Genomic DNA, 13,469 nt, shown 5'->3' on the forward strand with positions numbered 1-13,469 from the left:
GGCCGCTCGATAGAACTGCGATACGCAAATCAGTTCCAGTTCGTTCATCAACATCAAACTCACTGTAATGATGTAGCACTGAACCTTTCTCTTCTTTCCTTGGTAAAAGAATAAATTATTACTCAATACATTAATAAGGTTTATTACTTACAGGACTTAGCCTTGCAAAGCAACCTTAATTAAAAACACTGTCTATAATTAAGAATAATTAACGCACTATTAATAATAAGATATGAATCAACCTCTATTCACACCAAAAGAAATTTTTGAATTCATTAAGCAGCATGAACCATTTAGTTGCATGAGCGACGCATGTCTTTCAAAACTTTCCCGTGTTTTGGAGATAGAATCTCGAACTGCTGATTCCCTTTTGATTCAAAAAGGGGAAAACATGAATGATCTTTACATCCTGATTAAAGGACGTCTCTACTATCAGGTAACAGATACCGAAGGAAATGTGACATTTCAAGGCGAATTACATGAAGGGGCAATCATCGGTGAAATGGCCCTTTTATCTGATTTACCCCGCTCTGCTAATGTCTATACATTGCGCGATAGTATCATCTTAAAATTATCGAAGAAAAATTTCCTAAAATTATGCAGATCATATCCTGAACTACTCAATAAAATAACTCAATTCACAATTAAGCGATTAACCGATTCACTACAGGGAATTCATGCTGCCTCTTCACGTAATAAATCAATTGCTTTAATTCCAATAAGACCCATAAAAGATCTCGAATTTCAATTACAAGAAATGATTTTTCGTTATTCTTATGGGGAAAAAATTCTTTTATTAACTAGCAGTTTCCTAGAAAATAAACCTGGCCTCCTGGATGATAATGGAAATATGAGTAATGAGGGAATTTTATGGATTAACCAAATCGAAAAAGAATACTCTTTTATTTTTTATTTAGCGGATGAAACGATAACTAATTGGACTAAATTTTGTGCCCGTCAAGCAGATTCGCTCGCCTATTTAGCGCTTGCAGAAGAACATGATGCTGATTTATCTGAAGTAGAACATTATATATTACACATGCAGCATAATTTTATTAAACGAAACGTATTAGTACTTCTGCATCAAACTGCAAACCCACCTCGAAATACTAAAAGCTGGTTAGAAAAACGCACCGTCAACAGTCATTTTCATGTTCGAAGCAATACAGATGAAGGTATATCTCGCATGATGCGAATCTTTACCGACAATACCATTTCCTTAGTACTCAGCGGTGGTGGAGCACGCGGTCTTGCGCACATAGGTGTTTATCGGCTATTAGAAGAGCGTGGAATACCGGTGGACTATATTGCCGGTACAAGTATGGGAGCAATGCTTGCTGCTGTTTTGGCGATGGGATATTCTTCAAGTGAGCTCTTAAAACTTGTTGAAGAATATTTAATCAAAGGAGCAAAAATTGATTTTACCTTCCCTTATATTGCTATTGCTACAGGCAGAAGAGCCACAGACAGCCTAATTGAACTCTATGGTGAGGACAGTCAAATCGAAGATTTGTGGCTGAACTATTTTTGTGTCTCAACAGACTTAATCAGCAAAAATTTATACATTCATGATAGAGGACGATTATGGGAATCAATTCGCTCCAGTATATCCCTACCCTTTATCTACCCACCGGTATCGTTTAATGACAGACTGCTTATTGATGGCGGTGTATTGAATAATATACCTACTGATGTCATGAGGCAGTATTCTCATAGTAGTAAAATTATTGCCTCAAATGTGAATAATAACAGTAGCCTCTTCAAATTAACTCCAATACCTTATTCTCTTTCAGGTTGGAAGTTGCTTTACAACAAATTCATGGGGAAAGAATCAATATTGCCCATTAATTTAGGTGAGTTGGTGTTGCGGTTATTAACCATTAGCTCCCATCAAAATACTGCGAAAATGATGGCTATGGCTGATTATGGCATCACTTTAAAAGTAGACCAGTTCGGTATTTTGGATTTTAAAAAATACAAAGAAATTACTGAAGCAGGATATGAACAAGCAAAAGCCCAACTTACCGCTCAAAATTTAGCGGAATTATTAAAAAGCAACTCTCAGCTTCATACTAACAATGCGATATAATTTAATCTTTTAGATACAAACCTATTTTTTTGCCTTGCGAGCCATAACCTGATCATAGAGAGCTCTTTTTTCAGGGGGCAAGGATTCTCGCCGTAAAGCCATCATTTCTTCAAGAGAACCTTGGATGCAATCTGGAGTAAGGCGATCGGTAATTAAAAAGCCGTTTAAATGATCAATTTCATGCTGCAAAACACGAGCATAAAATCCTTCTTCAATGTGCTGATGAAACTGGCCTGACTCATCATAATAGCTCACGGTGATTTGTTCATATCGCGGGACCTTCCCGGATTTGCTGGAAACAGAGTAACACCCTTCTATATCTTGCTGTATTACAGAACCTGATACGGGTTCATAGCTTGGATTAATCATCACATGCATAGGATAGAATTTTTTAACATTATCCCTTAATAAAGTCGCCTCTTCAGGAATGTACACTGTAATGATTCTTCTCGGAAAATTAACCTGAGGTGCCGCCAAACCAACCCCACCTAACTCATGCAACTTACTTTTCATGGCTGTGATTAAATCTTTATCATCCTGACTTAAAGGAAACTGCACTTCTTGGGCTTTACTCTTTAGAACCTGACGGTATTCAGGTTGTTCCACAGTTACTATGTCCATAGCCATACTCATTGAATTCCCGATTAAGAAAAAAAATAACACAATTCCCAAGCATAATTTGTTCATATTGCCTTAATTCATTTTCTTCAAGTTTGTTGTTTGAATCTCAAAATAATCATTTAGAGCTGGTAACCTGTTATTTTTCGCGCGATTTTATCCCAAAAAATAGAGTGATTCAAATTATGTATTACCGTTAATTTATCAGCGAATTCCAGGCAGGAGTGTTAAAGGATAAACCCGGCATAAGATCTATGATAAAATTTCATATTTCCCAAAATGTCGATCCCTATGCACACTAAAAATAAGATATATCTGCGCCAATTAGATCAACATGATGAAGCGAATTTTCTCTTAACCATGCAGAAAAGCCGGGATTTTCACTACCCTTTTATTACAGCCCCCCAAACTCATGAGGAATTCCAAATCTACCTAAAAAAATTCCAGCAAGAAAATCAACGATGTTTTTTGGCATTAAATCAAAACGATCACATTATCGGGGTATTCAACATTAGTGAAATGATTCGAGGCGTATTTCAAAGCGCCTATATGGGATATTTTGCATCAGTAACTTATGCAAGCCAAGGCTTAATGAGTCACGCATTAAAACTGGTTTTAAAAGAAATATTCTTAGGACTCAAACTGCACCGCATTGAAGCAAACATTCAACCAACGAATGCTGCATCCATCCACTTAATCACCCAAAATGGTTTTCTCAAGGAGGGGTTCTCACCAAGATACTTAAAAATTAATGGTATATGGTGTGATCATTTACGCTTTGCTCTAACCTATGAAGATTGGTTGGCAAATCAATAGACTCATAGAATGCTGCAAAAAATACGCACCTTACCAAACCCTGCTTAATAATTGTCGATAACCTGTAATAACTTGATCTGCAATTAAAAACTGATGTCGGTCATAGGTTGTAGTCAACCCAATTACCTGCATTCCGGCGGCTTTTGCTGCCTTTATTCCATGCAGTGTGTCTTCGATTACTAAACACCGGCTAGGAATAACATTTAAACGTTTAGCTGCTAATAAATAACCTTCAGGAGAAGGCTTCCCACTCTGTACGTCCTCAATTGTCACAATTGCATCAAAATATTCATGCAATTTACCCTCTCTTACTCGTGAAAGTACCGCAGATATTTCGTCACGGTTGGATCCGCTGCAAATGGCAATTTTATTTATTTTGGAAGCAATTTTAAAAATAAATTGCTCAAAGTCTACAATCAGAGGGAGGGTGTTTCGGGTATTAATAATTTTGATGTAAACCTCCGCTTTTTGCTGAATCAAACGTTTAGTTTCCACATCAGAAATCTTAATACCCTCATTGTGCAATAGCTTGGGGAACATATCTTTATCAGCTAAACCTAAGTATTTTTCCATATACTCGGAATAATCTATACTTATTCCTAGTGACTTAAGAACATAACAACATGCTTCATAATGAATGGGTTCGCTATCTAAAATAACCCCGTCAAAATCAAAAATAATTGCATCGTACATGGTATCCATCCACCTTTATGCAGCTGTGTCTTATAGAGACTTTATCATTTTTTTATAATTACATAAATCTGATAAGAACAATGCGCTAGAGTCATGAGCGCCAAATTCAGGGCTTTTTCGCTATCAAAGGCTCGCTCTCCAGATACTGAATTTTTGAATCGGGTTGCAACCCAATATTTGTTGGATCGTGCAAAGCATTTTCTTGCTGGATTTCTTGCGTTACAACTGAACCTCCTAAACTGCTTATCGCCTTTGATATCTTTGGACATAACTCTTTCTTAGATAGAGTTTCAGATTCCTTTTGCAAAGAAGAGCCGATGACGCCCGTAAATTCTCCTTTAATTTTTCCAGTTTCTTGATCAATGAGCATCACATATGGAGGAACAAATAATGAGGATTTATGATTCTCATCTTCTACCTTATAAACACGGCGTGTTTCGCCATAATCAAAATCTAACGTAATTCCTAAAACTGTTTGAAAAAAGGCTTTGAAATTTTTTCCATGTCCAAACAACCAACAATCTCGCTGTTCTACATTTCCAATAAAAATTTGAGTATCCTCTATTTTGTCGCCATCGTAATCCAAATCTTGGCAGACATCATCAAGTCCCTCGAGAAGAATCTTATTACCATGCTCCTGTATTTTTTCAGCAGCATTCTTTCTCTTTTTATTAAGCAAAGCGAAGTCTTGATCACTATAAATCCATAACGATAGCTTTAAAAGAAGTTTTTTGATAGGCGACATCCAAAAGGAAATCTGATCAGATAACTTCTGCATATCTGCCATAGAACGAACATCATAACCCGAAGGTGCATTACTGTTTTCCGCCAAAAAAGGCAGAACAGCAATTGTTGCATTTTTAATTTCCTTTGGAATCACCAATCCAGCTGTTTGTAGTGCTCGATTCATTGGTGAAACAGCGATTGAGGGAGGATGCTCGCTTGGAGAGTAAAATAATAAATCACCAGTGGATTGACTAGTTCCTCCCATGTTTTTTTCAGCTTCTTCAGAAAGAGCAGCATTTGGGCTTAAACCAAATTTCTTTTGTTCCCAACTTCTGCATTTTCCATGACGACTGAATAAGACATGACCTGTAATTCGAATCCCTTTTATTTCAAGATAGAGTTGGTCCGTTTCTTTGATTTGTTTTAATACATCGCTACGTTGAGCATCTTGGCTTTTATTTAACTGTTCTATGAGACTCTGAACTTCTTTTATATATTCTTCTTGGACTCTTCTAAAAAGTTCACTATGTTGTTTCGGTTCTTTGATATTATTCAGTTTTAATCGTTCAATTTCCATTAACTCTTTAAAAGCCATTTTTAATCTTATTAATAACCAAAATATTCATTTATTATACAATCAAATGATTTATATGATAAGAGATTATTCATGAAATATTCACTATGCACTGCTCTGAATGCAAAAGAGCTTGACAAAGTAGGAAGATGAACCAGAATTTAAGGACCATAAAAGGAATTATTGATGTTATAGAAAAACTGCACAAGTCACGAGTTTTATATGGAGAAAATTATGGCTACTTCAAAAAAAATTAAGGAAGAAAAGGCCCTAATGAGTGAAATTGAAGCAATTTATAAGCGTCGCGCCGTACGTAATTATAAACCGCAAAAGCTGGATCGCTCGCTCATTCATTCATTGCTAGATGCTGCAGTTCAAGCCCCTACAGCGATGCATGAAGAACCTTGGTCCTTTGTAATCATTCAAGATCAGGATACATTAAATCGCTTATCAGACAGTGTGAAAGCTCTGATTTATACTGAAGCCCATAATTTTTCCAAAGTGCAAATGAAATCGCTGCAAGAACTGGTTAATAATCCTGATTTTCATGCATTTTATAATGCAAGTACCCTCATTGTGATCTACAGTAAATATCAAGGTCCTTTTGTAGCAGCTGATTGTTGGTTGGCAGCTGAAAACTTAATGCTGACTGCTTGTGCTCAAGGACTTGGTACTTGTGTCATTGGTCTTGCTGTTTCAGCATTAAATACCCCAGAGTGGAAAACAAAACTAAATCTTCCCTCTGACATCACAGCAATTGCACCAATTATTGTAGGTATTCCGGCTGGTGAACCCCCTGTAGTGGCTCGTAAAGCACCAGAAATTCTGGCATGGAAATAAAGGTCTCTGGCCCTCCCCTGCATTGAGTGCTCTTGGCCGATTCAACCAGTTTTTTAGTTTTGTAGCTTTTTAATTGTGTCTTTTAATGTGAGAAATATGCGCCCTCCTTTTATCCAATGCCTCACTCCTATATTCATTAACTTCTTTTTAACTTTAGAATTAGCTTCACAAAGGTAAACATTAATATGACGTTTATGAAACTCCTCGATTATTTCGATAAATGTTTGTAAACCGGTAATATCCATAAAAGGTACATCTTTTAATCGAAAGACAATATTTTTTGGATCGGAATGTGTGATCATAAAAGCCCGTTCTAATTTTTCTGCTGCAGCGAAAAAGAAAGGCCCTTGTATAGTATATACAACCGTATCCTTTGGCAAAATAATATCAGATAGTTCATTTTTAAGTGTTTCATGATCCTGCTGCTCAATAGCGACAAATTGCCCCATGCGACGTACAAAAAGTAGCATTGCAAGAATAACACCAACATTAACTGCGACGACTAAATCAGTAAATATAGTAAGTAAAAAAGTCGTAATTAATACGAGTAGATCATAACTTGGTGCATGCTTTATCATATGTATAAAATGAGGTATGTCGCTCATATTGTATGCAACAACAAATAGAATCGCCGCAAGCGTACACAGTGGGATATCAGATGCATAAGGCGCTAGTAACACAATAACCAAGATTAAAAATATAGAATGGACAATCGCAGCGAGAGGACTATTGCCGCCATTGCGAATATTTGTGGCTGTTCGCGCAATAGCACCTGTTGCAGCAAATCCACCAAATAACGGTGAAAAAATATTAGCTAAACCTTGTCCAATCAACTCTTGATTAGAATTATGGCGTGTGGCTGACATGCCATCTGCCGCTGTTGCAGACAAAAGTGATTCAATCGCACCGAGCAAAGCAATAGTAAACGCTGGACCGATTAAATTAAAAGCATATTCTAATTGGATTTGGGGTAAATGAAACTGTGGTAAAGTTTGCGTGATGCCACCAAACGTGCTGCCGATAGTTGCAACACTTTTGAAGTGGAAAAGTGTTTGTAACACCGTAGCTACAACCATTGCAATTAAAGGACCAGGAATGCGCTTTAAAAATTTTGGGGTAATGATTATCAATAAAAGACTCAAAGAAGCCAATCCTACTGTTGGCCAATCAAGATGAGGGAATGCTCTAATTAATGATAATAACTTTAAATAGAAAGGTGCATTAAGAGGGATGTGTACGGACAATCCAAAAAAATCGTTCCATTCACCTACAAAAATAATAACACCGATACCACCAGTAAACCCGACAATAACTGGATCTGGTATAAATTTAATCACTGCCCCCAATTTGAGAAAGCCCATAAAAACTAAAATAAAGCCCGCAAATAAGGTTGCTATTTGCAAACCATCAATGCCATATCGCGCTGTGATATTTGCAAGAATAATAACGAATGCACCAGTAGGACCTGCAATTTGTACCCGGCTACCACCAAAAATACCTACGATTAATGCCGCAATAATTGCGGTATAAAGACCTTGCTCTGGTTTGACACCAGAAGCAATAGCAAATGCCATCGCTAAGGGCAATGCAACAACTCCAACAATCAATCCAGCAATTAGATTTTGTATCCAATATTTTGATGTTAGTAAACCAGCACGATAGGATTCAACGATAGCAAGCATTTTTCAAGCCTTTTTATTTTTAGAATATAATTTACGACATCTTATTTTTTTGCCTTTACTTATCAAAGATGAGATTTTTGTGCTGCCAATGAGCGGGTCGGAATAATAATTAAAGTCAATAAAATAGCACTAAGAGAATTTGAAGAAACAATACTACGCATGCTTACCTCCTGTAAGGTATATTGCAGATGATCTTTAAAATAATACAGAAGAAATTTGCTAAAATACAGAGAAGATAGAAAGACAATGATCGCAAAAACTCAGCTAAGTTTGCATTTTAAATTTTATTTTTTCATCCAATGTGAGTGTGCACGGTTAGCAAAATGACAGAATATAACTGAACCGAACCCTATGATCCCGCCCAATATAACATGCGTCAAGCGCTCTGATGCAACGCTGACTGAATGAGTGACTAACATCACAGTTGTTGCAACAAAGAAACACCGAAAAGAATATGCAATGACATAACGACGAAAGGAAACTAAAGTTAAAAAAATGCCACAAATGGCAAAGGTCAAATCAAAAGGTGTGCTGGGAAGAATAAATCCGAATAAAATACCTAAGGGAACACCTAATGATACACCAATAATACGTTGACTCAATTTTTGTGGTGATGTAGTTACATTGCCAGTAACGACACTGGCAGTCCCCCAAATCATCCACTGCCCGTTTTGCATCTGAAAATATTCGACCAAAAATGCTGAAATACAAACGGCGATTGCCATAGCGATCATGCTTTCAACATAAGGATTTTGCTCTCCAAAATCATTTAAACCTCCTAATCGCAATGGGTGGTAATGAATATCACGTTTTTTGTAATATGCGCTTATTTCATCAAATTGGGCAAGCAATATAGTAGGGACCAATGCAATCAACAAATAAGGTAAAAATTGATGAGCCTGATGTAACATTGCCGTAGGATTAGTCTCTGCAGCAAACTCTGTAGCGAGAATAATGGCAGGAATAAAAGTCCAACTCCCTAAAGGGCGCAACTTCTCCCCCTTTATTGTAACCAAAATTACTGTCGTAGCAGCGAGGGTGCATGAGACAATATACAGCACAGGCATAAGTTGGGTGATAAATAGCAAATAAAACATTACAACGATCATGCACCCATGAAGTAATACTCCTAATGCAGTAAGCTCAAGACGTTCCTCTACAATAAGAGTTGATATAGTTAAAACAGAAGATTGAAGCCAAATAGGGTTATTGGTACTCAAATAAAGAAGAGCCAAGGGACACAATACAATGATGCCTCGCAGCAAAGACCCTATCAGAATTTCATCTTTTAATGTTTGTATCGTCTTGGAAATAACGTACATTAGATACCTTTTAATTCATTTACAGTGACAATTTGCGCTATTTTTTCCATTAATTGGATGGAAAATTGATGTTCTTCCTGATTAGCCGCTGCACAAATATCTTCAACAACGCACACTTTATAATCACGATCATGAGCATCGCGAGCAGTGCTTTGCACTGCCCAGGAAGTACTGACTCCTCCTAGTATCACTCGTTCTATTTGGTTTGCTCGTAGCGCCGCATCAAGTGCAGTCCCATAAAATGCGCTAATTCTTGGTTTCACCATTACTAAACTTTCGCCAATCAGCAATTCAGGATGAAATTCTGTTCCTTTAGAGCCAAGCTTCAGAGCATCCAATTCATGAACCTTACCAAAGATAGGCGAATGCTTTGGTTGTTCCGAATAATGTGCACTAAAGCCCACTTTCACCAAAATGGTTAACCAATTTTTTAATTTTGCAATTTTAAGAACTTTATTTACTTTTTTAATTATATCACGCTCCTGAGAGTGCGCGGCTGAGCGCGCTATCTTGCCTTGCGGATGCATAATATCAATAATATAGTCCAGACCTATAAATGCGGTACGCATTGTATTTACCTCCATCAAATACTCCTGAATATCATTAAAGAAATTACATTCTTTTTATTTTTAATTCCATTCAAATACTAGAGTCTATTGACATTTCATTTAATTCCCCCTACTTCTCGCGCTTTATGCGCTGGATCTATAAAGAGACACACTAAAATGTACCTATTTTTAAAGCGGCCTTTACTGGATGCCGGCATAAAGCGCGAAACGTAGGCTAATCAAGCAATCGTCAATAGACCCTAGGTAGCGTGATTTTCTTTACTTGGATTTTATCTAAAATCTATGGGAAACATTTTATTAAATTTCTCTCATTAACGTTTAATCATTGACTCATATAAAAAAATCAATTTTTTTCATATTGTCCTTCTTGCATAAATCAGACATAATTTCATGAATTATCAAAGAATAATGATTTAATTATGGCTAATGGATATACAAAAGGGAATGATTGGGAACTTCCAAAACAAAACGCCGAGCCATGAAAAAGCTTATATTTCTGCAGTAGCATTCAAAGTAACAATAATTTAGTTCAAGATAATAGAACATATCAATTGAGTAACTCCAAAAAAGAGACAGATTTAGAAAGGACAATTTTTTATGCAATGGAAAGGGATACTGCATTCTTTTTTTAGTTTAGTAATCGTATTGGTCGCATCACCAACACTGGCTTACGATGAACCGGTTGTGAATCTGGGGTATACCAGTTTTTATGATGGAATGCCTCCTTCTGGCCCAGGCTTTTATTTCCAGGATTATTTTCAGTACTACACATCCAATCGCTTTAACGACAACAAGGGCAATAGACTCTCTCTGCCCCGTACAGAGCTTGATGTTGTAGCGAATATAACTCAGTTTATTTATCTTACAACAAAAAAAATTTTCGGAGCTAATTTAGGTTTTTCTGCGCTTTTACCTTGGGTTGTTAATGATCGTGTAGATGATGGATTGGGAAATAGCGTGTTAAAAGCAGAAAATGGACCAGGTGATTTGTGGATTGGGCCTGCGCTGCAATTCGATCCAATTATGCGAAAAGATGGAAAAGGACCTTTATTTGTTTCACGAATCGAACTGGATGTTGTGGCCCCAATAGGACGATACAGCAGCATTAATGCAATTAATGCCAGCAGCCGTTTTTGGTCTTTAAATCCGTATTGGGCTTTTACGTTTTGGATGACGCCTAAATTGTCTACGTCCGCGCGATTGCATTATCTGTGGAATGGTGTCAATCATAGTCCAAATGTTGCCTTTGGACCCAATGTTAACTCCATTCAAGCAGGACAGGCTATTTTTGCAGACATTGCTGTAGGTTACGCGGTACTAGAAAAGTTCACTGTGGGGGTAAATGGCTACTTTTTCAATCAGATTACTGACACTTTGGTTAATGGAGTTGGATTCCCGGGTCGGAAGGAAAGTGTTTGGGCAATTGGTCCAGGGATGGTCTATAGTCTTAGCAAAAACCACTTTATTTTTTTAAACGTATACTCTGAACAAGATGCCAGAAATCGTCCCCAAGGTACAAATGGAATCCTGCGTTTTGTGGCTCATATCTAAGGTTGTTTGGTGGGAAAATGACTATATCGTTCACCAAATCATGCTTGAAAACCGCATCGAGTGCCTCTAGCATGGTTTTGCCTATGAAAATTTTTGGTTTAACACAAACCCCGGTGCTTATAGTTGCTCTTAATTGATTTTGTTTGATTACTTTATATAATCCACTGTATTTATTCAATTTTCAGGAAGAAATTACATTGAAAATCGGTATTATTGGTGGCTCTATAGCCGGATGCGCCCTAGCCTTATTATTAAAAGACCAATTCCAAGTTACAGTTTTTGAGCGAGCAGATGATTTAAAGTCGCGCGGAGCGGGTATTACGATTTCGCTTGAATTACTAAACGCTTTATTCGCCAAAAATCTTATTGATCAAGACACATTATCCCATACTTGCACTGCACGTAGTTTTTATTGCCAGGCAGATAATGAACCAGTTTATGGGAAATTTTTATGGCAACAGGGAATTTCCATGGCAAGCCTGCACTGGGATACTTTATTTACCAATTTAAGGAAAAGAATACCAGACCCAATATACCTTCAAGGTGTTAAGGTTATAGACGTAAAACTCAAGGATAAAGGCCCCGGCCAAATTACTTTAGAATCTGGAAAAACACTGCAATTTGATTTAATTGTTTTTGCCGATGGTGTTCAATCCTTTGGAAGACAGTTGATATCCAATGCGCAACCAGAATATTCAGGTTATGTTGCATGGCGCGGGACCTTGGAATTTGAACGAATACAAAATAAAACTCTTTTTAATGAGCAAGGACTTTATTACTGTTTTAATAAAGGACATTTATTAACTTATCCGGTATATCATCACAAAAAAAATAAATTGAACTGGGTTTTTTATGAAAAAATTGCTCTTGAGGATCTAGAAGATTTGGGTCCAACATCTTTTATCGACTTTTCTGTAAAAGCTAAAGAACATCTCTATCAATTAGCACATGACAAGTTACCCCAGGCTGCAGCTCAAATAATCCTCGATACTCAATCTCCTTTTATGCAGAAAATTGTGGATTTCTGTGCTTATCGTCTTGTGACTGATGGAGCGCTTTTATTAGGTGATGCGAGCACAGTATTACGCCCCCATGTAGGAAATGGTGCTTCCTTAGCCATTCAGGATGCATTAAGCCTCAGTGAGCATCTCAAGAAATATGAAGATGTTCAGCAAGCAATTAATGAATGGGAGAAAGACTCTCTTCCTAAACGAGTTGCGATGTATGATTTGTCAAAACGAATGGCTGATGCGTTAGTGTTACAGCCGGTGGAATGGCAAGAAATGAATGCGTCAAAAATGCTGAGCTGGTGGGAGCAAATCCTTCTTGGAGAAAAGTGGTATACAACTGCCGCCACACAAAAAATATGTTAAGGAATGCATACAGAGCTGAAGCTGCTCGCTATAGTACAAACTATAAAACTTACAGTAGAAGAGTATCGTATTAGATCTCTTTTTCACTTTTTTTGTGAGTAGCTCCCCTCAGGCCCCAAAGTACTATGCAGCAGACGAGAACCATTGCCAATGACAAGGAAATTAATCCCAATTTAATGAGCACTTCTTGCCAGCCTAACCCATAGAAATTACCTCCAGCAATAGGCATCATTTCTGCACCAGCGCCCCACATTCCGGCTAAAAAAGTGGTTGCCCAATTGGTATAGGTGCCAAATAGAGAAAGAACGAATCCACAACTCTGTACACGTGTTGATAAATTTAATTGCGGCCATATTAATCCTAATAGAATTAGGAAAATACCATTGAGTATTCCCTCAAGATGACTGGAAAGCCCCATTCTGGGATTATGCATTAAAGGTAATATAAACCCCGTTATTAAGCCTAATAAAAATAAAAAAACGCCATATCTTATCAATTTACGACCGAGTTTTATTTCAGCATTATTGTTCAAGATTATCCTCGCAATCAAACCTTCAGGACTTACGAAAAACCCCAATCTCTTTGTTAAAAAATGTTTTTAATTCGGTCATTTAGT

General features: G+C 37.2%; 12 protein-coding genes. 5 read left to right on the top strand and 7 right to left on the bottom strand.

Features of this window, described 5'->3' with window-relative positions:
* Window positions 1-232: 232 nt before the first annotated feature.
* A complete protein-coding gene (locus DGG96_RS03455; RefSeq protein ID WP_110141582.1) occupies window positions 233-2,089 on the top strand; it encodes a patatin-like phospholipase family protein in 1,857 nt (618 codons plus the stop codon).
* Window positions 2,090-2,110: 21 nt separating this feature from the next.
* On the opposite strand, the gene def is transcribed toward DGG96_RS03455, so the two are convergent.
* The gene (gene def / locus DGG96_RS03460) at window positions 2,111-2,716 is read right to left on the bottom strand and encodes a peptide deformylase (RefSeq protein ID WP_110141627.1); all 606 of its coding nucleotides are present in this window, start codon (window positions 2,714-2,716) and stop codon (window positions 2,111-2,113) included.
* Between the two features lie 282 nt (window positions 2,717-2,998).
* On the opposite strand from def, the gene DGG96_RS03465 reads away from it, so the two are divergent.
* Window positions 2,999-3,523, top strand: coding sequence for a GNAT family N-acetyltransferase (locus DGG96_RS03465; RefSeq protein WP_110141583.1), 525 nt, complete (start codon window positions 2,999-3,001; stop codon window positions 3,521-3,523).
* Between the two features lie 30 nt (window positions 3,524-3,553).
* Here DGG96_RS03465 and DGG96_RS03470 read toward each other — a convergent pair whose 3' ends face one another.
* Window positions 3,554-4,216: an HAD family hydrolase gene (locus DGG96_RS03470; RefSeq protein ID WP_110141584.1), complete on the bottom strand. Its 663-nt coding sequence runs from the start codon at window positions 4,214-4,216 to the stop codon at window positions 3,554-3,556.
* A gap of 106 nt (window positions 4,217-4,322) precedes the next feature.
* Window positions 4,323-5,537 (bottom strand): histidine phosphatase family protein, encoded by a 1,215-nt coding sequence (locus DGG96_RS03475; RefSeq protein WP_110141585.1) that lies wholly within the window; start codon window positions 5,535-5,537, stop codon window positions 4,323-4,325.
* 213 nt (window positions 5,538-5,750) lie between these two features.
* Here DGG96_RS03475 and DGG96_RS03480 point away from each other — a divergent pair, with 213 nt between their 5' ends.
* Window positions 5,751-6,356, top strand: a complete 606-nt coding sequence (locus tag DGG96_RS03480) for a nitroreductase family protein (RefSeq protein WP_110141586.1) — start codon at window positions 5,751-5,753, stop codon at window positions 6,354-6,356.
* Between the two features lie 53 nt (window positions 6,357-6,409).
* Here DGG96_RS03480 and DGG96_RS03485 read toward each other — a convergent pair whose 3' ends face one another.
* The 3 genes from DGG96_RS03485 to DGG96_RS03495 all read right to left on the bottom strand — a co-directional run bounded on the left by DGG96_RS03485 (window position 6,410) and on the right by DGG96_RS03495 (window position 9,944).
* Complete coding sequence (locus DGG96_RS03485) at window positions 6,410-8,038, bottom strand: SulP family inorganic anion transporter (protein WP_110141587.1); 1,629 nt, start codon at window positions 8,036-8,038, stop codon at window positions 6,410-6,412.
* 284 nt (window positions 8,039-8,322) lie between these two features.
* Window positions 8,323-9,360, bottom strand: coding sequence for an FUSC family protein (locus tag DGG96_RS03490; RefSeq protein WP_110141588.1), 1,038 nt, complete (start codon window positions 9,358-9,360; stop codon window positions 8,323-8,325).
* Entirely contained in the window at window positions 9,360-9,944 is a 585-nt protein-coding gene (locus DGG96_RS03495) for a cysteine hydrolase family protein (RefSeq protein WP_233590451.1), read from the bottom strand. The genes DGG96_RS03490 and DGG96_RS03495 overlap by 1 nt, the downstream gene beginning before the upstream one ends.
* Window positions 9,945-10,526: 582 nt before the next feature.
* Between DGG96_RS03495 and DGG96_RS03500 the strand changes: the two genes are divergently transcribed.
* Both DGG96_RS03500 and DGG96_RS03505 read left to right on the top strand, forming a co-directional pair.
* Window positions 10,527-11,480 carry a SphA family protein gene (locus DGG96_RS03500; RefSeq protein ID WP_110141589.1) on the top strand — a complete coding sequence of 318 codons (954 nt, stop codon included), beginning with the start codon at window positions 10,527-10,529 and terminating at the stop codon, window positions 11,478-11,480.
* Window positions 11,481-11,623: 143 nt separating this feature from the next.
* The gene (locus DGG96_RS03505; protein WP_240610427.1) at window positions 11,624-12,853 is read left to right on the top strand and encodes an FAD binding domain-containing protein; all 1,230 of its coding nucleotides are present in this window, start codon (window positions 11,624-11,626) and stop codon (window positions 12,851-12,853) included.
* A 70-nt stretch (window positions 12,854-12,923) separates the two neighbouring features.
* Here the strand turns inward: DGG96_RS03505 and DGG96_RS03510 are convergent, their stop codons facing one another.
* The gene (locus DGG96_RS03510; RefSeq protein WP_199739203.1) at window positions 12,924-13,385 is read right to left on the bottom strand and encodes a hypothetical protein; all 462 of its coding nucleotides are present in this window, start codon (window positions 13,383-13,385) and stop codon (window positions 12,924-12,926) included.
* Window positions 13,386-13,469: the final 84 nt, after the last annotated feature.

Source organism: Legionella qingyii (assembly GCF_003184185.1).